21 protein-coding genes are annotated in these 23,036 nt (G+C 66.5%); 17 read left to right on the forward strand and 4 right to left on the reverse strand.

Annotated features, from left to right (window positions below; all coding sequences use genetic code 11):
• Window positions 1-141: 141 nt before the first annotated feature.
• The 3 genes from mltB to ACCQ09_RS03560 all read left to right on the forward strand — a co-directional run bounded on the left by mltB (window position 142) and on the right by ACCQ09_RS03560 (window position 3,964).
• On the forward strand, window positions 142-1,281 hold the full coding sequence (mltB, locus tag ACCQ09_RS03550; RefSeq protein ID WP_040940633.1) for a lytic murein transglycosylase B: 1,140 nt from the start codon (window positions 142-144) through the stop codon (window positions 1,279-1,281).
• Window positions 1,278-2,624, forward strand: coding sequence for a septal ring lytic transglycosylase RlpA family protein (locus ACCQ09_RS03555; RefSeq protein WP_040940634.1), 1,347 nt, complete (start codon window positions 1,278-1,280; stop codon window positions 2,622-2,624). The genes mltB and ACCQ09_RS03555 overlap by 4 nt, the downstream gene beginning before the upstream one ends.
• A gap of 128 nt (window positions 2,625-2,752) precedes the next feature.
• Complete coding sequence (locus ACCQ09_RS03560) at window positions 2,753-3,964, forward strand: D-alanyl-D-alanine carboxypeptidase family protein (RefSeq protein WP_040940635.1); 1,212 nt, start codon at window positions 2,753-2,755, stop codon at window positions 3,962-3,964.
• Between the two features lie 114 nt (window positions 3,965-4,078).
• Here the strand turns inward: ACCQ09_RS03560 and ACCQ09_RS03565 are convergent, their stop codons facing one another.
• Complete coding sequence (locus ACCQ09_RS03565) at window positions 4,079-5,140, reverse strand: lipid A deacylase LpxR family protein (RefSeq protein ID WP_014509006.1); 1,062 nt, start codon at window positions 5,138-5,140, stop codon at window positions 4,079-4,081.
• A gap of 243 nt (window positions 5,141-5,383) precedes the next feature.
• Between ACCQ09_RS03565 and ACCQ09_RS03570 the strand changes: the two genes are divergently transcribed.
• The 4 genes from ACCQ09_RS03570 to ACCQ09_RS03585 all read left to right on the forward strand — a co-directional run bounded on the left by ACCQ09_RS03570 (window position 5,384) and on the right by ACCQ09_RS03585 (window position 9,783).
• Entirely contained in the window at window positions 5,384-5,662 is a 279-nt protein-coding gene (locus ACCQ09_RS03570) for a YbeD family protein (RefSeq protein ID WP_016944387.1), read from the forward strand.
• Entirely contained in the window at window positions 5,650-6,348 is a 699-nt protein-coding gene (lipB, locus tag ACCQ09_RS03575; protein ID WP_040940636.1) for a lipoyl(octanoyl) transferase LipB, read from the forward strand. Before ACCQ09_RS03570 ends, lipB begins: the two co-directional genes overlap by 13 nt.
• A gap of 14 nt (window positions 6,349-6,362) precedes the next feature.
• The gene (gene lipA, locus ACCQ09_RS03580) at window positions 6,363-7,376 is read left to right on the forward strand and encodes a lipoyl synthase (RefSeq protein WP_040940637.1); all 1,014 of its coding nucleotides are present in this window, start codon (window positions 6,363-6,365) and stop codon (window positions 7,374-7,376) included.
• A gap of 223 nt (window positions 7,377-7,599) precedes the next feature.
• Window positions 7,600-9,783 (forward strand): carboxy terminal-processing peptidase, encoded by a 2,184-nt coding sequence (locus ACCQ09_RS03585; protein WP_014509001.1) that lies wholly within the window; start codon window positions 7,600-7,602, stop codon window positions 9,781-9,783.
• Between the two features lie 109 nt (window positions 9,784-9,892).
• Here the strand turns inward: ACCQ09_RS03585 and ACCQ09_RS03590 are convergent, their stop codons facing one another.
• The gene (locus ACCQ09_RS03590) at window positions 9,893-10,636 is read right to left on the reverse strand and encodes a sulfite exporter TauE/SafE family protein (protein ID WP_040940638.1); all 744 of its coding nucleotides are present in this window, start codon (window positions 10,634-10,636) and stop codon (window positions 9,893-9,895) included.
• An 88-nt stretch (window positions 10,637-10,724) separates the two neighbouring features.
• Here ACCQ09_RS03590 and ACCQ09_RS03595 point away from each other — a divergent pair, with 88 nt between their 5' ends.
• Window positions 10,725-11,630, forward strand: coding sequence for a LysR substrate-binding domain-containing protein (locus ACCQ09_RS03595; protein ID WP_040940639.1), 906 nt, complete (start codon window positions 10,725-10,727; stop codon window positions 11,628-11,630).
• 78 nt (window positions 11,631-11,708) lie between these two features.
• On the opposite strand, the gene ACCQ09_RS03600 is transcribed toward ACCQ09_RS03595, so the two are convergent.
• Window positions 11,709-12,575, reverse strand: coding sequence for an endonuclease/exonuclease/phosphatase family protein (locus ACCQ09_RS03600; RefSeq protein WP_040940640.1), 867 nt, complete (start codon window positions 12,573-12,575; stop codon window positions 11,709-11,711).
• Window positions 12,576-12,756: 181 nt separating this feature from the next.
• On the opposite strand from ACCQ09_RS03600, the gene ACCQ09_RS03605 reads away from it, so the two are divergent.
• The 8 genes from ACCQ09_RS03605 (at window position 12,757) to gnd (ending at window position 21,248) form a co-directional block, all read left to right on the forward strand.
• Complete coding sequence (locus ACCQ09_RS03605) at window positions 12,757-13,812, forward strand: bifunctional nicotinamide-nucleotide adenylyltransferase/Nudix hydroxylase (RefSeq protein WP_011038544.1); 1,056 nt, start codon at window positions 12,757-12,759, stop codon at window positions 13,810-13,812.
• A 59-nt stretch (window positions 13,813-13,871) separates the two neighbouring features.
• On the forward strand, window positions 13,872-15,278 hold the full coding sequence (locus ACCQ09_RS03610; RefSeq protein ID WP_040940641.1) for a nicotinate phosphoribosyltransferase: 1,407 nt from the start codon (window positions 13,872-13,874) through the stop codon (window positions 15,276-15,278).
• Window positions 15,256-16,401, forward strand: coding sequence for a hypothetical protein (locus ACCQ09_RS03615; RefSeq protein ID WP_162866356.1), 1,146 nt, complete (start codon window positions 15,256-15,258; stop codon window positions 16,399-16,401). Before ACCQ09_RS03610 ends, ACCQ09_RS03615 begins: the two co-directional genes overlap by 23 nt.
• Window positions 16,394-17,458, forward strand: a complete 1,065-nt coding sequence (locus tag ACCQ09_RS03620) for a TRM11 family SAM-dependent methyltransferase (protein ID WP_040940642.1) — start codon at window positions 16,394-16,396, stop codon at window positions 17,456-17,458. Before ACCQ09_RS03615 ends, ACCQ09_RS03620 begins: the two co-directional genes overlap by 8 nt.
• 74 nt (window positions 17,459-17,532) lie before the next feature.
• Window positions 17,533-18,324, forward strand: a complete 792-nt coding sequence (locus ACCQ09_RS03625; RefSeq protein WP_040940643.1) for a DUF2242 domain-containing protein — start codon at window positions 17,533-17,535, stop codon at window positions 18,322-18,324.
• A gap of 125 nt (window positions 18,325-18,449) precedes the next feature.
• Window positions 18,450-18,827: a glycine zipper 2TM domain-containing protein gene (locus tag ACCQ09_RS03630; protein ID WP_040940644.1), complete on the forward strand. Its 378-nt coding sequence runs from the start codon at window positions 18,450-18,452 to the stop codon at window positions 18,825-18,827.
• Window positions 18,828-18,910: 83 nt separating this feature from the next.
• Window positions 18,911-20,284, forward strand: a complete 1,374-nt coding sequence (locus tag ACCQ09_RS03635) for a hypothetical protein (RefSeq protein WP_052844642.1) — start codon at window positions 18,911-18,913, stop codon at window positions 20,282-20,284.
• A 22-nt stretch (window positions 20,285-20,306) separates the two neighbouring features.
• Window positions 20,307-21,248 (forward strand): phosphogluconate dehydrogenase (NAD(+)-dependent, decarboxylating), encoded by a 942-nt coding sequence (gnd, locus tag ACCQ09_RS03640; protein ID WP_040940645.1) that lies wholly within the window; start codon window positions 20,307-20,309, stop codon window positions 21,246-21,248.
• 122 nt (window positions 21,249-21,370) lie between these two features.
• Here the strand turns inward: gnd and ACCQ09_RS03645 are convergent, their stop codons facing one another.
• The gene (locus tag ACCQ09_RS03645) at window positions 21,371-22,429 is read right to left on the reverse strand and encodes an oxidoreductase (protein ID WP_040940646.1); all 1,059 of its coding nucleotides are present in this window, start codon (window positions 22,427-22,429) and stop codon (window positions 21,371-21,373) included.
• 149 nt (window positions 22,430-22,578) lie between these two features.
• Here ACCQ09_RS03645 and ACCQ09_RS03650 point away from each other — a divergent pair, with 149 nt between their 5' ends.
• Window positions 22,579-22,950 (forward strand): BON domain-containing protein, encoded by a 372-nt coding sequence (locus ACCQ09_RS03650; protein WP_014508988.1) that lies wholly within the window; start codon window positions 22,579-22,581, stop codon window positions 22,948-22,950.
• Window positions 22,951-23,036 lie beyond the last annotated feature (86 nt).

Consider the following 23,036-nt stretch of genomic DNA (forward strand, 5'->3'; position numbering starts at 1 on the left):
GTTCTTCCATGCCCATGCCCGCTCGCCGGCAGTCGCAGCGAGGGTGTGCCCGTGCTGCGCCCTGCCTTGACAAGACCTAAAGTTCTTGCGTTTCATGGCCTTATTGCCAGAAGTTCATCTGGTCTCTGTTACCCTCGGCCGATGATTCGACGCACACTGACCTGCCTGCTCACCCTCGGCCTAGTCGCTTGCGCGACCCAGCCCAGCCCTCCACCTGCGCCTCCGGCCGCCAGTGCGCCGCCGGCCAAGCCGCCGCTTGCTCCCGCTGCGCCCGCCAGTGCGGCGGCCGAAGCGCCGGCCTTGCCGCCGGTGGACCTGACCCCGGTGCCGTTCGAGATCGCACGCGCCAACTTCGTGCGTGACACCGCGGCCAAGTACGGCATCGACGCGGCGCAGATCGAAGCGGTGCTGGCACAAGCCCAGTTCAAGGATGCGATCGTCACCGCGATGTCGCGCCCGGCCGAGCGGGTCAAGCCGTGGAACGAATACCGGCCGATGTTCATCACCCAGGCGCGCATCGACGGCGGCCGCAAGTTCCTGGCCGAGCACCGCGCCGAGCTGAGCAAGGTGGAAGCCGCCACCGGTGTTCCGGCGCAGGTGATCGTGGCCATCATCGGGGTGGAAACCAGCTACGGCAGCAACGCCGGCAAATACCGTGTGCTGGACGCGCTGTACACGCTGGCCTTCCGCTACCCGCGCAGCGGCGACCCGGCCAAGCTCGAACGTGAAGTGCGCCGCGAGCTGTTCTTCCGCGATGAACTCGGCCAGCTGTTCGCACTGGGCAAGGAAGAGCAACTCGACGTCACCAGCCTGATCGGCAGCTATGCCGGCGCCATGGGCATGGGCCAGTTCATGCCGTCCAGCTACCGCCAGTTCGCGGTCGACGGCGATGCCGACGGCAAGCGCAATCTGTTCACCGATCACAACGACGTATTCGCCTCGATCGCCAATTACTTCGTCAAGAAGGGCGGCTGGGTGCGCGATGGTCAGGTCGCCGTGCCAGCTACGCTGGCTGCGGGGCGCGAGGAGTTCAACCCCACCGACTGGTCGCCGGTATACACGCTGGCCGATCTATCCGCGCGCGGCTACCAGCCCAACGCGCCGGTGGTTGCCGGCAGCACCGCCACGCCGATCACGCTGGATGATGCCAACGGCAAGCAGTACTGGTTGGGCTTCCAGAATTTCTACGCGATCACCCGATACAACATTTCCAAGATGTACGCGATGGCCGTGTTCCAGCTGTCCGAGGCCATCGCCGGCAAGGAGTTACCCCCGGCATGAACAGCAGCACAGGTCCCAAGTGGCTGATCCCGATGGCATTGATGCTCGGGCTGGCGGCCTGTAGCAGTGCACCGAAGAAAACCGCCGGCAGCGCCGGCAATGGCGCGATCAAGGGCGTCAAGGTAGAGGGCAAGGGGCCGGCGCATGTCGCCACCGGCTGCCCGTCCACCTCGCCGTATGCCGCCGCCAAGGAAGACCCCTCCACGCGGGGCGACTACACCGCCGGCGGCCTGTACAAGCCCGGCGTCAAGGACACCACCCCGGACCACGTGCCCAACGTCGCCTGCATTCCCGAACCGCTGGTCAGCAACGAGCCGCGCTCGGCGGTGGGCAATCGCTCGCCGTATGAAGTGCTGGGCAAGCGCTACGTGGTGATGGACAACCCCGGCGACTATGTCGAACGCGGCACCGCCTCGTATTACGGCAGCAAGTTCCACGGCCGGCTGACCTCCAACAAGGAGGTGTACGACATGTACGCCTTGACCGCTGCGCACAAGACCTTGCCGCTGCCCAGCTTTGCGCTGGTGACCAATACCGACAACGGGCAATCGGTGGTGGTGCGCGTCAATGATCGCGGGCCGTTCCACGACGGTCGGGTCATCGACCTGAGCTACGCCGCTGCGGTGAAGCTGGGGATCACCGGCAAGGGCACCGGTAATGTCGAGGTACGCGGCCTGACCGAGGCCGATAACGCCAATCTGCTGGCCAAGCGCCGCAGCGGCATCGCGCCGGTCGCCACCGTGGCCACGGTCAAACCGGCTGCCAGCAGCCAGATCGACAGCCTGGTGCAGCAGCTGCCCGCCCGCGGCACCGCGGCGCGCGCGCCCGCCACCGGCACGGCCGCAGCGCCGGTGCCGATGGGCGAGCGCTGGCGTTACCGGGTGGCCGATTCGCGGCGGCCGGGCAATGCCGACAATTTCGATGCGTGGATGAAGTCGCAGGGCGTGCGCGTGGCTACGGGCAAACCGACAGCGGCCACGCCGCGCCCGGCCGCTGCCGCCGCCGTGGCAACCACGGTGGCGGTGGACAGGACGCCGGATGCTCCGCCAGCGCCGCGTCCCGCCGCTCCGGTCATCGTTGCCAAGCCGCCGACCGCCGCCGAAGCCGCGCTGGGCGACATCCTGTTGCAGGTCGCCAGCTTCGCCAGCCGCGAAAACGCCAACCGCGCGCTGTCGCAACTGGCCTCGGCCGGCATTGCCGGTGCCAGCGTCAGCGACATCGTCAGCGGCGGGCGCACCCTGTGGCGCCTGCGCGTGAATGCACGCGACCACGCCAATGCCTCGGAAATCGCGCAGCGCATTGCGGGGCTGGGCTTTGGCCGCCCGCAAATCGTGGCCAACTGAGCGCCCTGCGCGCCTGATCGGGGCTGAACTTCGGTCAGGCGCAGCGCCGGTGCGCATCGCCCTGATCGCTGTGGCCCCTTACAATTTCGCATTACCCAGCCTTCGGGCCCGTCAGGAGTCGTTCTTCAATGAAATTCCGCTTCGCCGCCGCTGCCGTGGCCACGTTCGCGTTCGGCCTGGTCTGCGCACAGACCCCTGCGCCGCAGCCGACCCCCGCCGCTGCCGCGCCGACCGCTCCGGCGGCATTGCCAGTTCCGCCGGCACCGGCTCCGGCCGTGTCCAAGTCCTGGATCCTGATGGACTACGCCACCGGGCAGGTGCTCGCCGGTGAGAACATCCACCAGGAACTGGCACCGGCCAGCATCACCAAGGTGATGACCTCTTACGTGGTGGCGGCCGAGATCAAGAACGGCAAGATCAGCCGCGACGACCAGGTCATGATGAGCGAGCGCGCCTGGCGCGAGGGCGGTGCCGGCACCGACGGCAGCTACAGCGGCTTCCCGGTCAACCAGACTGCGCGTCTGGAAGACATGGAAAAGGGCATGGCGATCCAGTCCGGCAACGATGCCGCGATTGCGCTGGCCGAGCATGTTGCCGGCAGCGAGGAAGCCTTCGCCTCGCTGATGAACAGCTACGCCGCCAAGATCGGCATGAAGAACTCCTACTTCGTCAACGCGCATGGGTTGAGCGCCGAGGGCCATCACTCCAGCGCCTACGACCTGGCCATGCTCGGCCGTGCGATGGTGCGCGATTACCCCGAGACCTACGCCTACAACAAGATCAAGGAGTTCCAGGTCGGCACCATCAAGCAGAACAACCGCAATCTGCTGTTGTGGCGCGACCCGGCCGTGGACGGCATCAAGACCGGCCACACCTCCGAAGCCGGCTACTGCCTGCTCAGCTCGGCCAAGCGTGGCGACCAGCGGCTGGTGGCCGTGGTCATGGGCGACACCTCCGAGCGCCAGCGCGCCGATGACAGCCTGGCGCTGCTCAACTGGGGCTTCCGCTTCTTCGAGACCCACAGCCTTTACGCACCGGGCAAGGTCGTGACCAAGCAGAAGGTCTGGAAGGGCGAGCAAGACGAAGTACAACTGGCCGTGGCCCAGCCGCTGCTGGTCAGCTTGCAGCGCGGCCGCTACAACGACCTCAAGCCCAGCATGGAAGTGGCCAAGAACCTGCAGGCGCCGATCAAGAAGGGCCAGCAGGTCGGCACCGTCAAGGTCAGCCTGGAAGGCAAGGTCATCGCGCAGGCACCGCTGGTGGCGATCAACGCGGTGGAAGAGGGCGGGTTCTTCAAGCGCCTCTGGGATGCCTTCTGGATGTGGTGGGAATCCGAATAACAAAAAAGCCGGCGAAAGCCGGCTTTTTTGTTGAATCGGGAGTGGTGAATCGGGAATCGTAAAAGCGGCGCGCCGCTCCTGCTGTTCCCATTCCCAATTCCCGATTCCCAGCCCTCAAAGCATCCGGCTGATCGTGAAACTGCCATACACCGGGGTCTCGCGCTGGGTTTCGAACTCGCGGGTGCGGTGGTAGCGGGCGATGGCGAATTTCCAGCGGCCGTACATCACCGCCAGGCCGTAGCCGACATCGCCAACGAACGGGCGCTTGTCCACGCTGTGGCTGTTGCGGAAGGTGTTGCCGTCCAGGGTGATGTCGCGGATCACCCAGCGCGCATCGGTGGTCAGGAACAGATGCCCGGACCAGCCACTCGCGCGGCCCAGGCGGCTGGGCGCGGTGTTCTCGCCGGCCGGGCGGGTCGGCGTGCTGCCGAAGTCATCCGGCAGCTTCCAGCCGAAGCGCACTTCGCCGCCGGCATTGAGATGGGTCGACATGTTGCCCAGCGACCCGCCCCAATGCGAAATCGCGTCCCAGCCCCAACCATCGGCGTTGACCGTAGCGTCGCCCGGCCAGCGGCGCATGCGCTCGTGCACGAGGTTGATCAGCGGCTCGTTGTGCAGCTGGTTGTCCCAGCCCTGGAATTTCTCGTCGCCCAACGCGTCGTGGATGGCGTCCTGCGCTTCCTGCGCGAACGCCCACGGGCCAACCACGCCGATCTGCAGCTGCGTGGTACGCAGGTGCGCGTCGTTACGCGCGTTGTAGCCGAAGCTGGCGAGCAGGATGCCCGCGTACGGGCGGTCGTCCGGAATCACGTCGCGGCGGGTGTAGTCGGTCGGGGTAAAGATCGCCTGGCCGATCGAGAACACCATGTTCTGCTGATCGAACTCGCCCGGATGCAGGCGTTCCAGATAGCTGTTGACCCAGCGCGCAGTGCGCGGCAGACAAGGGTCGTCGGTGTAGTCGACCAGATTCGGCGAAACCAGCGTCAGCAACGCGCCGTTGGAATAGCCCTGGTCCTGGTCTTCGCCACCGAACAGGTCGTTGTCGACCCGGAAATTCACCGCCGGCGGCGTACGACCCAGTCGGCTGGAATCGCACTGGTCGGCCGCCAGCGCGGGCAGCGCCAGGCCGGTGAGGGAAAGCAACAAGGCAGCGGACAGCGCGCGCGGTCGGAGCATGGAGGACCCGGAGCAAGAGGGACAGGATGCGGCAAAGGTGCCTGCGGCCACTGCTGCGCCGCGTGAACATGGGCTAACGATGCAAAGGTGAAGGTGGATATCGGGGCCGCAAGTACGAAGACTGGATAGATGTGTTCGCTCTGGCAGACCAATCTCCGCAATGGCGTGCAAGCGGGATTGCGAAACTCGCTCAGCGGGGCCGGCGGGGTTGGGTTTGCCGCCAGGCGGCCCGATAATGGGCGGATGGAAATCAGCTCCGACAACCCCGATCACGGCTTCCAGTTTCCCGGCACCTTCGAGCTCAGCGCCATGGGCACGGCCGAGCGCGGGCTGGAAACCGAACTCCCGCGCCTGCTTGCCGCCACCGGCGTTGAACTGCTGGAAGAAAGCATCAGCTGGAAGCACTCCTCCAGTGGCAAATACGTCTCGGTCCGGATCGGCTTTCGGGCCGACACCCGCGAGCAGTTCGACGCCGCGCATCAAGCGCTGCGCGAGCATCCGGAAGTGAAGTGGACGCTGTAGCGGCCGACCCTGTCGTGGCCCCTGTGTTGCCCTTGCCGGCGCAGGTCCGCGACCTGGGCATGCAGGACTATGTCCCGGTCTGGCGTGCAATGCAGCGTTTCACCGATACACGTGACGAGCACACCGGTGATGAGCTGTGGGTGGTCGAGCATGCGCCGGTGTTTACCCTGGGGCAGGCCGGCAAGCCCGAGCATGTCCTGGCTCCGGGCGAGATTCCGGTGCTGCAGGTCGATCGCGGCGGGCAGGTGACCTATCACGGTCCCGGCCAGCTGGTGGTGTATCCGCTGCTGGATCTGCGCCGGCTCAAGATCGGCGTGCGCGACTATGTGTGCAAGATCGAGCAGGCGCTGATCGATACGCTGGACGAGTGGAACATTGTGGCCGAGCGCCGCGATGGTGCGCCTGGCGTGTATGTGGGCGGGGCGAAGATCGCCGCGCTTGGCATCCGCGTACGCCGCGGCTGCACCTTCCATGGGCTGTCGTTCAACGTGGCGATGGACCTGGAACCGTTCCACCGCATCAACCCGTGTGGCTACCAGGGTCTGCAGGTGACCTCGGTGCTAGACTTGGGCGGCCCCTCCGGGATGGACGCCGTCAAGGCGGTGCTGCTCGACCAGCTGGCGCGCCAGTTCGGCCTCGTGTTGCAGCCCACCTCCGCATTGCCCGACCTTTCGCTTCCGGCCTGAGCGCCCGTACCGTCATGACCCAGCCTATCGCCCGTTCCATTCCCTTGCAGGTCGTCTCCGGCGACACCGCCGCACCTGCGTCGCTGCAGACCGGCGTCAAGCAGATCGGTGGCGACAAGATCAACCGCTCGCCGGTGCAGTTCGTCGACGCGCCGGTATTGCGCAAGCCGTCGTGGATCCGGGTGCGGATTCCGTCCGGCAATGCGGTGCAGAACCTCAAGGCCAAGTTGCGCGAAAACCGCCTGGTCACGGTCTGCGAAGAAGCCAGCTGCCCGAACATCCACGAGTGCTTCAGCCACGGCACCGCCACTTTCATGATCCTGGGTGAGGTGTGCACGCGGCGCTGCTCGTTCTGCGACGTGGCGCATGGTCGGCCCAAGCCGCCGGATGCGAGCGAGCCGGCCAGCCTGGCCACCACCGTGGCCGACATGGGTCTGAAGTACGTGGTGGTGACCAGCGTGGACCGCGACGACCTGCGCGACGGCGGTGCCCAGCACTTCGTCGACTGCATCTCGGCGATCCGCGCCAGCGCTCCCAAGACCCGGATCGAGATCCTGACCCCGGACTTCCGTGGCAAGGGCCGCATGGACCGCGCGCTGGAGATCCTGGCCACCAGCCCGCCGGATGTGTTCAACCACAACATCGAAACCGTGCCGGACCTGTACCCGAACGTGCGCCCCGGTGCCGATTACCAGTGGTCGCTGACGCTGCTGCAGCGCTTCAAGGCGCAGCACCCGACCATCGCCACCAAGTCCGGCATCATGCTCGGCTTGGGCGAAACTATGGAGCAGGTGCAGGCCACCCTGCGCGATCTGCGTGCGCACGATGTGGACATGATCACGATCGGCCAGTACCTGCAGCCCACGCCGCACCACCACCCGGTGATGCGCTACTGGACGCCGGAGGAATACAAGGCGCTGGAGGACTACGGCAATGCGCTGGGCTTCAGCCATGTGGCGTCCGGCCCGATGGTGCGTTCCTCGTACCACGCCGACCGCCAGGCTGCCGGTGCCGGCGTCGCCGCCTGAGCCCAACCGCATCGGTGTGTGCATCACGGCCCTGCGCAGTGCGCGGGGCCGTGTCGTATCCGGGCCAGCGTGCCGAGGGTACGGGCGCGTTCACAATCTGCTACATGCCCGGAGCTAGGCTGATTCAGCCAGCGGATGACAACGCCAGCAACTTTCGGCACTGTCATGCTGTCACATCCAATCACCGCCTTTCTTTCATCGGCCCCGTGCCGAGAGCCATTCGATGACCTACAACGTTTCTGCGTCCCTGAAGGCCGGCCTGCTGGCACTGGTGCTCACCACTCCGATGGCATTGCTGGCGCGTGCGGACACGGCGCTGCCTGCCGCGGCCACGCCCGAACAGGCGACGGCGACCAAACTGGTCTACGGGCTGCTTTCGGACAGCCGGTATGCGTATCGCCCGCGTACCCTCGACGAGGCGATGTCCAAGGACGTCTTCAAGCGGTATCTGGAGACGCTGGACGGCGGCAAGCAATTCTTCACCCAGGCCGATGTGGATGCGTTCGCGCCGCTGCAGGCGGGCGTGGGTGATGCGCTGCGCGGCGGCAATCTGGAGCCGGCGTTCCAGGTGTTTTCGGTCTACAAGAAGCGTGTCGATCAGCGCGTCAAATACGCGCGCGAACTGCTCAAGCAGGATTTCGATTTCACCGGCAGCGAGAAGTTCGAGTACGACCGCAAGGACGTGCCGTGGGCAGCCGACGACAAGCAACTGGACGTGCTGTGGCGGCAGTCGGTGATGAACGACTGGCTGCGCCTGAAGCTGGCCGGCAAGAAGTCGGACGACATCCGCAAGACGCTGGACAAGCGCTATGCCACGTTGGCCGATTCGGTCAACGAACTGAAAGCCGAGGACGCGTTCCAGTTCTTCCTCAACGCTTATACCAATGCAGTTGACCCGCACACCGATTACTTCACGCCGCGCACCGCCGAGAACTTCAACCAGCAGATGTCGCTGTCGCTGGAAGGTATCGGCGCGCAGCTGCAGAAGCAGGACGACATGGTGGTGATCCGCGAGGTGATCCCGGGTGGTCCGGCCGCGGTGGACGGCACGCTCAAGCCGGGCGACCGCATCGTTGGCGTTGGCCAGGCCAAGAGCGGCGCCATCGAAGATGTGATCGGCTGGCGCATCGACGACGTGGTGGCGAAGATCCGCGGCAGCAAGGACACCCAGGTGCGCCTGGAGTACATCCCGGCCGAGCTGGGCATCGACGGCACGCACCGCACCGTGACCCTGACGCGGCAGAAGGTGCGCCTGGCCGAACAGGCCGCCAAGGGCGAGACCATCACGCTGCCGGCCAGTGGCGACGTGCCGCAGCGCCGGATCGGCATCATCAAACTGCCGGGCTTCTACCAGGATTTCGAAGGCCGTCGCCGTAACGCGGCCGACTATGCCTCGGCCACCCGCGATGTCGCCAAGCTGCTGGCGGGCTTCAAGTCCGACAAGGTCGACGGTGTGGTGCTGGATCTGCGCAACAACGGTGGCGGTTCGCTGGACGAAGCGATCGAGCTCACCGGTCTGTTTATCGAGCAGGGCCCGGTGGTGCAGGTGCGCGAATCCGGTGGCCGGGTCACCGTCAATGGCGACAGCAACCCGAAGGTGGCCTGGGATGGTCCGCTGGGCGTGCTGATCAACCGCGGCTCGGCTTCGGCGTCGGAAATTTTTGCTGGTGCCATCCAGGACTACGGCCGCGGCCTGGTCATTGGTGAAACCACCTTCGGCAAGGGCACGGTGCAGAACATTGTTGACCTGGACCGCTGGCCGGCCGCCGAAGGGCAGCGCTATGGGCAGGTCAAGCTGACCATCGCGCAGTTCTTCCGCGTCAGCGGCTCCAGCACCCAGCACAAGGGCGTGGTGCCGGACATCGCATTCCCGGCCAGCGTGGATGCCACCGAGTTCGGCGAAAGCACCTACGACAACGCGCTGCCGTGGACGCGCATTGCCGCCGTGCCGCACACCCAGTACGGCAACTTTGCCCCGCTGCTGCCGAAGCTGCAGACCCTGCACGCCACGCGCATCGCCAGCGACAAGGAATTCCAGTGGTGGGAAGAGGACGTCAAGCAGTTCCGTGACGAGAAGGCCAAGAAGTACATTTCGTTGAACGAAGCCGAGCGCGTGGCCGAACGGCAGAAGCAGGATCAGCAGCGCAAGGACCGCCAGCAGGTGCGCAAGCAGCTGGGTCTGCCACTGGACCCGCTGGCCGACGACAGCGACGACGGCCTGACCGGCAACGAGCGCGATATCGTCAAGGACACCGCCCGCGAGAAGGCCGCTGAAAAGCGTCCGGATCCGCTGCTGCACGAATCGGCGGCCATCCTGGCCGATGCGCTGGGGCTGTTGTCCAAGGACCAGCCGCTGTCGGCGCAGGTGCTGCCGCAATCGACGGCACCGGGTCGCTGGGCTGACTGACCGCCCGCGCCATTGATGGGTGAGCAACGCCACCGCTTGTCGGTGGCGTTTGTTTTTGGGCGGCGCATCGGTGGGCGACACCTGTGCGCACCCGACTGCCCTCAGCAGATCAGGCCAGCGCCTGCCAGCAGGCCTGCAGGCCGAGCAGCAGCAAGGTGCCGAAGAACACGCGCCGGAACATCTCGGCGGAGATGCGTCGCCGCACCCGGGTGCCGGCCCACACGCCCAGCGCTGTTGGCAGCAGCGCCAGTAGCGACGGCACGCCCGCCGATAGCGGCAGGCCGCCCTGCCAGATCAGCGCAATGGCCAGGGCAAGCGTTGCGGTACCAAAACAGGTCGCCAGTGCGCGGATCAATAGTTCGCGTGGCAACCCCAGCGCGGCGAAGTACGGCGCTATCGGCAGCACTACCACGCCAGTGGCGCCGTTGAGCAGGCCGCTGATCAGGCCGGTCAATGGGCTGGCCCAGCGTTCATGGCGTGGTGGCAACGTCCACTGCCAGCGGGCAAGCCCCAGCAACGCATAAGCCACCAACAACACGCCGAGCGCGGCGCGCAGGGTGCGCGGGTCGCCACCGATGATCAACCCGGCAGTCAGCCAGGTGCCCACGCTCATCATTGCCAGCAGGGGCCATAGTCGCCGCAACAGTGCACCCGGTGCCGGCCCCCAGGCCTGCTGCAGATTCGTCACCAGCGAAGGCAGCACCAACAACGCGGCTGCCTGGCTGGGTGGCAGCCACAGCCCGAGCAGGCCCATGGCCACGGTCGGCAGGCCCATGCCGGCCACACCCTTGACCCCGCCAGCCAGCAGGAACACGCCCGCGATCAAGAGCCAGTGCAATGCATCGTCATTCATGCCGGGCAGGATCCTGCCGCCGGGGCGAGGCGGCAAGCTGTCTTTGTTTGAGGCAGACTTCGTCCACGCCGAAGGCTGTGGGTGCGCGATGCAAGTGGAGTTCGTCGATTTGCGGATCTTCGCGGCAGTGGCCGACACCGGCAGCATCACCGCCGGTGCCGAGCGCGTGGCGCTGTCGCTGGCCGCCGTCAGTGCCCGCATTCGCGCGCTGGAGCTGCAGGTGGGCGCTGCGCTGTTCGAGCGTGGCCGGCGCGGCGTGACGCTCACCGCCGCCGGGCAGGTGCTGCTGCGACACGCGCGGGTGCTGGCCCGACAGGAGCAGGCGATGCGCGCTGAGCTGGGCGACTACGGTGCGGGTGGGCAGGTCACCCTGCGGCTGGCTGCCAACACGGCCGCGCTGTCGGAATGGCTGCCCGAGTGCGTGGCCGACTTTCTGTTGGCGCATCCCCGCGTGGACCTGACCCTGGCCGAGTGGGGCAGTGAGGAGGCCGCCGATGCGGTGCGCGAGGAGCGCGCCGATTTGGCGGTGGTCGCCGGGCATGCGGATTTCACTGGCCTGCAGCGGTGCCCGTTCCGCCACGATCAACTGGTGGTTGCGGTGGCGGCCCGCCATCCGCTTGCCGGCGCGGACACGCTGCGCCTGGCCGATATCCAGGACATGCAGTTGTTGGCGTTATCGGCCGACAACGCCTTGCAGCGTCATCTGCGCACGCACCTGGCGCGGGCCGGCGTGCACCTGCGCATTCGCGCGCGCGTGCCAGGGATTGAAACGCTGTGCCGCATGTTGGCGCGCGGCGTCGGCGTGGCGATCGTGCCGCTCGCGGCGCTGGCGTGTTCCAGCGTCCGCCAGCAACTGGTGGCCGTGCCGCTGGACGAACCCTGGGCACGGCGTGAGTTGTCCATCGTCTGGCGCGATACGCCATCGGCTGCCTTGCAGGCGTTGCTGGAATGGCTGCAAGCAAGCGCGGCGCAGGCGGGCATCCAGCCGCCGTGATTGCCGGCTGCTTCGCAGGCATCGGCGCGCTCACTCCGTGCGCCGATGCCTGCGAAGCCGTGATTGAAGTGCGTGCTTTCAGCGCGGCCAGGCAAACTCGGCGAGCACCGGATAATGATCCGACGGCAGCACGCCGCCCGGCCGGTCATCCAGCGTGGTGAACTGCGTTGGGGTCAATCCGCGGAACAGGATCCAGTCGATCCGCCGGGTGGGGTGGGTGCTGAAATCCTGGAAGGTATTCTCCGGCCCGCTGCGCTTGGGCGCCTTCGCGCGCGCGTCGCCCAGCACGGCGGTGAGCGTGGGGTAGGTGATCTTGTCCGGGTCGCTGTTGAAGTCGCCGGTCAGCACCACCGGAATATCGGCCGGCAATTGCGCGATGCGCGATAGGATCAGCCGCGCGCTGCGTTCGCGCGCGGGTTCGTCTTCGTCGCGGTACGGGAAATGCGTGTTGAACAGGTAGAAGCGGCGCTTGTCGCTGCGGCGCTCGAACAACGCCCAGGTCACCATGCGCGGCAACACGTTGCCCCAGGTGATGCTGCCGGCCACCTCGGGCGTATCGGATAGCCAGAAATTGCCCGATTCCACCACGTTGAGCGCGCGCGTGTCGTAGAGCACGCCCATGTGTTCGTCGCTGTCATCGCCGCGCCGTCCCTGGCCGAACCAGCGGTAGCTAGGCAACTGCGCGGTGAGATAGCCGGCTTGTTCGCTGACCAGTTCCTGGGTGCCGAACACATCCGGATGCGTCTGCTTGATCACGCTGACCATCGCACCGCGACGCGCCTGCCAGCGTTTGTCGCCATCGGTATCGACGGGCACGCGCACATTGAACGACATCACGCGCAGCGGCGTGATTGGCGCTGCGGCAAGTGCCGGCAAGGCGATGCACAGCAGTGCAAGGGTGGCAAGCAAGCAGCGCGTCAGCGCGCGCGTGGTCAGGCGTGGCATGCAGGCGAATTCCTGAAGAACAGAGCCGCCAAGTCTAGTCAGCAATGATGACCGCTGTGTCATGGCAACGCCGGTGTTCGCCGATGCAATCACGCGCTTGACGTCGCTGCGCATCGGCGTAGCATTTGTCGCAAGCCAGGGGACAGACCGCTGGCTGACCACACAACCGTGAGGGATTCTCATGGCAACACCGTACGACTATCTCGTCTTTATCGGGCGTTTCGAGCCCTTTCATAACGGCCACGCCGCCGTCGCCCGCCACGCGCTGGGCAAGGCCCGCAAGCTGATCGTGCTGATCGGTTCTGCCGATACCCCCCGCACCATTCGCAATCCGTGGACCGTCGCCGAACGCGCGGTCATGATCCAGGCGGCATTGCCCGACGATGCCGAACGCCTGATCCTGCGCCCGCTGCGCGACCATCTGTACAACGAAAGCCTGTGGATTGCCGAAGTGCAAAGGCAGGTGGCCGAAGCCGTGCAGGCCGACGGCGGCAGTGCCGATGCACGTGTAGGCCTGATCGGCATGGACAAGGACGCCAGCAGCTATTACCTGCGTGAGTTTCCGCAATGGCCGCTGGAGGATGTGCAGCACACCGCCACGTTGTCTGCCACCGAACTGCGCCGCTATCTCTTCGAAGCCGGCGATATCGGCTTCCATGGTGGGCTGTTGATGTTGCGCGGCAATGTGCCGGCGCCGGTATACGACATGCTCGAAGCATTCCGTCGCAGCTCACCGAGCTATGCGCAGCTGGTGGCCGAATTCCGCTTCATCGAACAGTACCGCGCTGCCTGGAAGGACGCGCCGTATGCGCCCACCTTCGTCACCACTGATGCGGTGGTGGTGCAGGCCGGCCACGTGTTGCTGGTGCGTCGTCGCGCCGAGCCAGGCAAGGGCTTGTGGGCGCTGCCGGGCGGGTTTGTCGGGCAGGACGAAGGCCTGCTGGACAGCTGCCTGCGCGAGTTGCGCGAGGAAACCCGGCTCAAGGTGCCGCTACCGGTCATCAAGGGTTCGTTGCGTGCGCGGCAGGTGTTCGATCACCCCGAGCGCAGCCTGCGCGGGCGCACCATCACCCATGCGTTCCACTTCGAATTCGCCGCGGGCGAATTGCCGGCGGTGCGTGGCGGCGACGATGCCGACAAGGCGCGCTGGATCCCGATCGCCGAGGTGATGGCGATGGGGCCGCGGCTCTACGAAGACCATCTGCACATCCTTGAATTCTTTCTGGGCCATGGCTGAGCCATGACTTCTCGCTGGCGGACAGACCGCCGGCCTCCCGACGCGAAGGAGCTTCCGTCATGCATTATCTCGACAACCTGCTGCTCAACACCGACAGCTACAAGGCCAGCCACTGGCTGCAATATCCGCCCGGCACCGATGCCTCGTTTTTCTACGTGGAATCGCGCGGCGGCGTGTACGACCAGACCGTGTTCTTCGGCCTGCAGTCGATCCTGAAAGAAGCGATCAATCGCCCGGTGACGCACGCCGACATCGACGATGCCAAGGCGTTGCTGGCGGCGCATGGCGAGCCGTTCAACGAGGCCGGCTGGCGCGATATCGTCGACCGTTTGGGTGGGCAGTTGCCGATCCGCATCCGTGCGGTGCCCGAAGGCTGCGTGGTGCCCACGCACAACGTGCTGATGACGATCGAATCCACCGACGCCAAGGCGTTCTGGGTGCCGTCGTATCTGGAAACCCTGCTGCTGCGCGTGTGGTATCCGGTGACCGTCGCCACGGTGAGCTGGCAGGTGAAGCAGATCGTGCGCGATTTCCTGCAACGCACCAGCGACGATCCCGAAGGCCAGTTGCCGTTCAAGCTGCATGACTTCGGTGCGCGTGGCGTGTCCAGCCTGGGCTCGGCCGCGCTGGGTGGCGCGGCGCACCTGGTGAACTTCCTCGGTACCGATACCTTGTCGGCGTTGTTGCTGGCACGCGCGCATTACCACACGCCGGTGGCCGGTTATTCGATCCCCGCGGCCGAGCACAGCACCATCACCAGCTGGGGGCGCGAGCGCGAAGTCGATGCATACCGCAACATGCTCACGCAGTTTGCGCGGCCGGGCGCGATCGTGGCGGTGGTGTCGGACAGCTACGACATCTACCGCGCCATTCGCAAGCATTGGGGCACCACGCTACGCGAGGAGATCACCGCCTCCGGTGCGACCGTGGTGATCCGCCCGGATTCGGGCGACCCGGTGGATGTGGTCGAGCAGTGTCTGCTGTTGCTGGACGAGGCGTTCGGCCATCAGGTCAACGGCAAGGGCTACAAGGTGCTCAACCACGTGCGCGTGATCCAGGGCGATGGCATCAATCCGCAGTCGCTGCGCGCCATCCTCGAACGCATCACCGCTGCCGGATATGCGGCCGACAATGTCGCCTTCGGCATGGGCGGTGCGTTGCTGCAGAAGGTGGACCGTGACACGCAAAAGTTCGCACTGAAGTGCTCGGCGGTGCGCGTGGATGGCGCATGGATCGATGTCTACAAAGACCCGATCACCGATCAGGGCAAGCAGAGCAAGCGCGGCCGGCTGACGCTGCTGCGCGACCGTGCAACGGGCCAGTACCGCAGCGCCTTACTCGACGAAGTCGCCACGCACGCGGGCGACAGCGACGATGCATTGGTCACGGTGTGGGAGAACGGCCGGATGCTGCAGGAATGGACGCTGGAGCAGGTACGTGCACATGCAGACGCTGCCCGGTTGTGAGGCAGGTGCGCAGGCCGGCGCGGCGCTGACACCGGAGCAGCCCTGCACGCAGGTGACGGCGGCGTCGGTGCTGGCCACCTTGCGGGCTGCCGCGCCGGCGATCGAGCAGCGGGTGCCGGATGCCCACGATGCCGACCGTTGGCATGCACTGGAGATCGGCGGGCGCCGGTATCGCTCGGCGCTACCGATCACGTTGACGCCCTACGCCTCGGTGCGGCCGTGTTCGGCGCGCTGCGGCTTTTGCTCGGAGAATCTGCGCTCGCAGTCCGGCGGTGTGGCGGCCGCGCAGCTGCGGCCAGGGTCGGCGTACTTCGACCACTTGCAGCAGGTGCTGCAGCTGCTGGCTGGGGTGCCGTTGTCGTATTCGTTGTCGGGTCTGGAAATGACCGACGATGCGGCGTGGCTGCAGACCCTGCTGCAGACGCTGGCGCACACGCGCAACGGGCCGCAGGTCGCGCAGCGGGTGCTCTACAGCAATGGCGCCGGGTTGGCGCGCAGCCACGGGCAGGCGTTGATCGATGCGTTGGTGGACTTTGATCTGTCGTGGATCGAGCTGTCGCGCCATCATCCGTTGCAGGCCGGCAATGACGCGATCATGCGCTTCCGCCCGGACGAGCCGATCGCACAGGTGGATGCGTTCCTGCACACCGCCAATCGGTTGGCGCTGCGCGTGCCGGTGCGCCTGGTGTGCATCGTGCAGCAGGGCGGTGTGGATACCGCGCAGGAAATCGCCCGTTATCTGGAGTTCGCGCGGCGCTGCGGCGCCAGCCAGGTGATCTTCCGTGAGCTGTCGCGGCTGGATGCCGGCTACCGCACCAACGGTACCGTGCGTTACATCGAGCAACGGCGCATCGGCGTGGAGACCTTGCTGGCCGAGTGCATGCAACAGCCGTGGTGGCCGGGCTGGACGCTGGACGGCATGACCCAGGGCTACTACTTCTGGAACGTGCGGCTGCGCGATGCGCACGGCATGCACGTTGTGTTCGAAAGCGCGGACTACGCCGCCATGCATGCCCGCCACGCCAGCGGCGATCTGTACAAGCTGGTGTTCTTCGCCAATGGCCGGCTGTGCGCAGGCTGGGACCCGGATGCGGACATCCTGTGGGAGCCAGGCCATGGATGAATTCGATCAGCGCAGCTGGTGGACGCCCGCGCCGGACGATCCGGCCTGGGCGCTGCCGGACGACCTGCGCGCCGCCGATCCCTTGCACGGGCGCGACTGCGGCTGGGTCAATCAGATGCGCCCGTTCGTGCGCCATTTCAGTGCGCCGGGGCAGCAGGTGTTCGACCCGTTCTGCGGGTTCGGCAGCACCTTGCTCGCGGCCGCGTTGGAAGGCCGCCAGGCGCATGGCATGGAGATCGACCCGGCGCGTGCCGCAGTGGCACGCGAGCGCTTGCGGCGGCACGCGGTGCAGGCGCCGATCGTGGTGGGCGGGCTGGCGCAGGTGCCGCCCGCCGCGCCGGTGGACTTGTGCCTGACCAACGTGCCGTATTTCGGCTGCCACTGGTCCGGGCAAGTAGCGCCCGGCCAGCTGTATGCCAGCACCGATTACGCCAGTTATCTGGCCGGCTTGCGTGCGGTGTTCCATGCGCTGCGTCGCCAGCTGCGGCCAGGCGGCTTCGGCGTGGCGATGGTGGAGAACGTGGTGCTGGACGGGCAGCTGGTGCCGCAGGCCTGGGACCTGGGGCGCATCCTGTCCAGCCTGTTTACGCTGCGCGAGGAGCGGGTGTTGTGCTATCCACGCGCCAGCGGGGTGCTGGCGCAGGGCGACACCGCCAGCAACCGCAGCCACGAATATGCGCTGATCTTCCAGCACTGCCGCAGCCGCCTGGATCTGCAGGCCGCATCGCAGCTACTGCAGGCGCTGCGCGAGCAGGGCCTGCCCGTCACCCCGCACGGCAGCTACGCACGTTGGCTGCAGGCGCCCGAACAGGTGCCCGATGGCCCGGCCGATCTGGACCTGATCGTGCCCGGTGAGCAGGCGGTCTGGGACCGGCTGACCCACTGGCTGCACGCGCAGGGCTTCGCGCTGAGCCTGTGGGGCGCGCCGTGTCTGCCCGCCGTGCCGTTGGCGATGGTCGCAGCGCACCACTATCTGCGCGCCGAACGCCTGGACGCCGATGGCCGCCGCCTGCAGGTGGACCTGCAACTGCCGATGGATGAACCGGCGCAGCCCTGAGCGGCGGACGCGACACCGCGCGCACATGGGTTGCGGCTATGCTCTGTGCCGGTTTTGGATGCCGGAATTTACCCATGTCTTGTTCTTCCCTGATTGCGCGCGGCGCGTTGCTTGGCGCATTGGCGGCCCTGGCCGGTTGCGGTGGCAGCAAAGGCGACACCATGCTGATGCGCGAGTCGTTCAATTCCGACGACACCTATTCGCGCAACGTCAGCGCGACCTCGCCGCAGGCGTGCGAGGCGGCGCGGCGGGTGCTGTTGAGCCAGGGCTATGCGGTCACGCGCGCCGATGCCGCCGCCGTGGAGGGCAGCAAGAACTTCCAGCTCAAGGAAGCCGACCAGAGCGAGCAGCTCAATCTGCGCATTTCCTGCGCCGGGCAGGACGGTGGCACCGCGCAGGTGTTTGTCAGCGCGCTGCAGGACCGCTATGCACTGAAGAAGAGCTCCACCTCCGCCAGCGTGGGCGTGGGCGTGCTGGGCTCGCTGTCGGTGCCGGTCGGCAGCAGCGGCGATTCGCTGGTGCGTGTGTCCAGCACCACCGTGCAGGACGCGGCCTTCTACAAGCGCTTCTTCGAGCGGTTGAATTCGTACCTGCCGAAGGTGGCCGAATCCACGCCGGCCGCTGCGGCACCGGCACCCGCACAAGCGCATGCAGCTCCGGCGCCAGCGCCAGCGCCAGCGCCAGTGCCAGTGCCAGCAACGCAGCCAGTGCCCACCACGGCCGCGCCGGCAAGCACTGCGCCGTCGCCGGCAGCAATGCCGACCACCGTTGCGCAGCCGCCTGTCGCGCCGCTGCCGGTCGAAGCGCAGGACCCGCCGCCCGCACCAGCCCCGGTGCCGCAGAGCGAGCCCGCAACGCAGCCGTGACGGTGCATTTCACGCTCCGCGCTGAAGCCTGAATAGCGGGGTGTTCGCTTCACGTACTGTTCTCGACGTAGCGACCAGAGTGCAGCCATGGCTCGCCGAATGGGCGAGAACGATGGAGACGTACGATGAAAATGCACACTTCCCTGATGGGTATGTCCCTGATCGCTCTGATGGCGACGAGCACCTTCGCGCAGGCGCAAAACTACTCGCAGCACCGGTACACGACGGCAGACGAGGGCCGCAGGTTCAATGACGGTACCCGCGTGCGCTGCAAGAACGTGGAAGTGCAGAAGAATTCCCGTGACCCGAACCGCATCGCCGGCACCGCGACTGGCGCCATCGTCGGCGGTCTGCTCGGCAACCAGGTGAGCGGCGGTAACGGCAAGAAGGCCGCAACCGTGCTGGGTGCGGTGGCAGGCGGTGCGGCAGGCCGCACGATCCAGGGCAACAGCCAGCAAAATAATGGCGATCGCCGGGTCGAACGCGTCTGCGAGCGTCTTTGAGGCTGAGCGACTGAACACCACGAGCCCCGGCCCTGCCGGGGCTTTCTTTTGCCCGCGCCGCAGAGCGGATCTACGCTTGATCAATGCCGCCTCGCATGACTTTGTCTCCCACACCCTTTGAGCGACGCCTGCACGCACGGCGCAGCGCGCGCGTTGTCTGTGCGGCGGTCTTGTTGGTTGCGCAGCTGCTGCAAAGCGTGTTGGCGGCACCCGGTGCAACGTCAACCGCGGCCGATGCCGATTGCGTGGAGGCGTTGTTGCGGCGGATGGGCTGGCGGATCGAGCAGGCATCCACCACGGCACCGGTGATCGCACGTGGCCTGCCGTGTACGCGCGCCACCTTGGCGCAGGCGCAGCAGGCAGGCGATTTGCACGCCGTGCTGCCGGCGCAGTGGAACGCGCAGCAACGCGGCGATGCCTTGCGGGCGCTGCTGGAAGATCCCGCCACGCGGTGCGCGTACGCGTTCGAGCTGGGCGCGGCCACACAACGTGCAGTGAGCAAACTGCAGGACAACCCGCGTTATCGCTTTTCGGCAGTGCAACTGGGCTGGATCGGCTTTGGCTGGCGTGGCGCTGCCGCGCAAGGGTGGAGTGGATTCAAGAGCTTCGGTCGCGGCTATCAGCCAAGCGGGAGCAACGCGCAGGCGCTGGATGCGTTCTATCGCGGCCAGGTGCGCTCCGAATGCGGGGTGGGCCGGCAGGTGGCGCAACTGGCCACGCAGCGCGAACTCTACGGCGATGCAGGCTTCGATACGGTCTTTAGCGCGGGCGAGCTGTCGATCGGCACATTTTTGACCTTGCACGACACCGACAGCATTTTGCTGGGTGCGCACGCCGGCGAGTTTTTCGCCGATGGCAAGGCGGTCAAGACTGCGCAGCTGGGGCGCCAAGCCTTCGTGGGGGCGCCTGGCTTCATCGCGCATGTGTTCGACAAGGCGTATCTGGACGACATCCACAATCAGGCCGAAAACTTCGTGGTGGTGGATGTCAGCGATGCAGCCGCGCAGGCGCTGGCACGCCGCGGTGGCTTTGCGTACTACGACGCGCGTAACCGTCAGATCTGGGAGTTGGCCAAAGAGTTGCGCGGGCCCGGCCGGCGGCGTTTCGAGCGGCTGCTGTACGAACGCGACGCCGCGCTGCGCGCCAGCCTGGATGCGCATCAGCAGGCCCGTCTGCAGGAACTGCTTGCGCTGCTGGACGACCCGTTCTACCAGGGGTTTCAGGTGTACGTGCACCCCAAGGGCGTCAAGCCGATCGGCTACCACGTGGCGCGCCTGCTCGACCGTAACCCGCGCACGCCGTATGCCATCGACCTGACCCTGCACAACCTGCGCAGCACCCTGTACTGGCGCTGGATCGGTTGGCAGCTGCAGCAATGCGCGGCTGGTCACACGCTGGAACAATCCATTGAGAATTCCGCCACGCCGTTCTACGTGCCGCGTGGCACCCTGCACTGATCAGATGACACGAGGAGTGACTATGGAACTGGGTATGGTGGGACTGGGCCGCATGGGCGCCAACATGGCCGAGCGGCTGGTGCGCGGCGGGCATCGCGTGCATGGGTTCGATCTGGGCGCTGCCGCACGCACCAGTGCGCAATCCAAGGGCATCCAGACAACCGACGCGCTGGCCACGCTGGTCACCGCACTGCCGAGTCCGCGCGTGGTGTGGCTGATGGTGCCGGCCGGCAAGATCGTCGACGACACGCTGGCGCAGCTGCTGCCGTTGCTGCAGGCCGGCGACATCGTCATCGATGGCGGAAATTCGTACTACAAGGATTCGCAGCGCCGCGCCGCGCAGCTGCAGTCCAGCGGCATTGCGTTTGTCGATTGCGGCACTAGCGGTGGCGTGTGGGGCCTGCAGGAAGGCTACAGCCTGATGGTGGGCGGCGACGAAGCGGCCGTGACCACGTTGCATCCGGTGCTGGCCACGTTGGCACCGGCGCCGGACAAGGGCTGGGGACGGGTGGGCCCGAGCGGTGCCGGCCACTTCACCAAGATGGTCCACAACGGCATCGAGTACGGAATGATGCAGGCCTATGCCGAAGGCTTCGCGCTGCTGCAGCACAAGACCGATTTCGCGCTGGACCTGCACCAGGTCGCCGAGATCTGGCGCGATGGCAGCGTGGTGCGTTCATGGTTGCTGGACCTCACCGCCGATGCGCTGGCGCACAACCCGACCATGGGCGGCATTGCGCCGTATGTGGCCGATTCTGGCGAAGGCCGTTGGACGGTGGCAGAGGCCATCGACCTGGAAGTCTCCGCGCCGGTGATCACCTTGTCGCTGATGGAGCGGTTGCGGTCGCGCGACAAGGATTCGTTTACCGACAAACTGCTGGCGGCGATGCGCAATCAGTTCGGTGGGCACGCGGTGCTGACCACCACGCCAACCCCGCCGCCGATCGGCAGCAAGGACGCCTGATCCGGCCAGGGCCGTGCGCGCCACGCTTGGCGTGGCATGCATGTCTGCTTCAACAACAGCGTGTGCGCGTGGCAGCAGCCGCGCGCGGTGAGCGCGGCACCGCTGCTGCCGGGCCTTGGGGCTCAGTCGCTGCTGTTGCCGTCCAGCCAGAGCACCTGGCCCAGCGCGGCACTGCGCTGCGCCAGCTCCAGCAGCTCCATCAGCCGCACTGCATCGGCTGCACTGACCGGCGGCGGTGCGGTGCCGGCCATTGCGTCGCGGAAGGCCTCATAGCAATGGCGGTAGTCGCCGGGTACGCCATCGGGCTGATGCGTGTGCACACGGCCTTCGTCGTCCACGCGGGTGAGCGTGCCGGGCAATGGGTCCATGCCCCAGCCGGCGGTGCCGGGGCGGCGGCCGGCACGCAACTGGTCTTCCTGCGTATCGGCGCCATGCTTGAGATAGCTGCCGCGCGTGCCGTGCACGGCGAAGCGCAGGCTGCCGTCGGCCACCAGCGAGCCGGCGTGCAGGATCACCCGCAAGCGGGGATAGCGCAGCACCACGTTGAAGTAATCGTCGCTGCGCGCCTGCGTGCGCTGGCGCTGCAGGTCTGCGCTGATCGCCTGCGGCATGCCGAACAACTGCAACGCCTGGTCCAGTAGATGCGGCCCCAGGTCGTACCACAGCCCGGCACCGGGGATATCGCTTTCGCGCCAGCGGTCGCGCACCTGCGGGCGATACCGGTCGAAGTGCGAATGGAACTCCACCACCTCGCCCAGTTGGCCGTCTTCGATCAAGCGCCGCACGGTGAGGAAGTCCGCATCCCAACGGCGGTTCTGGAACACGCTGACGATCTTGCCGGCCTCTGCGGCGGCGTCCACCACGGTGCGGGCCTGCGCGGCATCCAGGGCGAAGGGTTTATCCACCAGCACGTGCTTGCCGGCGGCCAGTGCCTGCAGCGCCATCGGCGCATGGGTCTGGTTGGGCGTGGCGATGACCACCGCATCCAGCGCCGGGTCGGCCAGTGCGGCCTCCAGGTCGGGCAGCACGCGCACCTCGGGGAAGTCGGCCTGCGGTTGCTGCGGCTTGGACGACACCACGCTGTGCAACTGCAGGCCGGGCGTGCTGGCGATCAGCGGTGCGTGGAAGGTGCGGCCAACATAGCCATAGCCGACGACGGCCAGATTGAATGGTTTAGGCATTGAAAACGATTCACCGCAACGCTGGGGAAGACCTGCATGGTATTGCACCCACCCGTGTGCGCCGGGTTCACGAGCTCTGCATCCAGCGGTCACATCCGCGCGACGGCTGGGCCCGCAGACTCGCCCCACACCCAACGGAGGGTAATCGGATGAACACCATGACGCATGCACGCAAGTTGTTGGCTCTGTCGCTGTCGCTCGGTCTGACGCTTGGCGCGTCGCAGGCATTTGCCGCACCGCAGGAACACGCAGACCACAAGGACCATGCCGCCGGCATGAACGAGTCCAAGAAGCCGGTCACCGACACCTGGATCACCACCAAGGTGAAGGCCGATCTGCTGGCCACCGACAATGTGTCCGGCACCGACGTCAAGGTCGAGACCAAGAACGGCATCGTGACCCTGACCGGTAGCGTTGCCACCAAGGCCGAGCATGACAAGGCCGTGGCCGTTGCCAAGGGCATCGAAGGCGTCAAGAGCGTCAAGTCGACCGGCCTGAAGGTCACTGCTGCAAAGATGTAAGCAGCAGGCACGCATGCCGGGCCGGCCGAGGCGAGGCGGCTGCCCGACACGAGGCGCACTCTTACGGGAGTGCGCCTTTTTTTGTG

The sequence above is a fragment of the Xanthomonas sp. NCPPB 2586 genome (assembly GCF_041475775.2).
Classification (GTDB): domain Bacteria; phylum Pseudomonadota; class Gammaproteobacteria; order Xanthomonadales; family Xanthomonadaceae; genus Xanthomonas; species Xanthomonas campestris.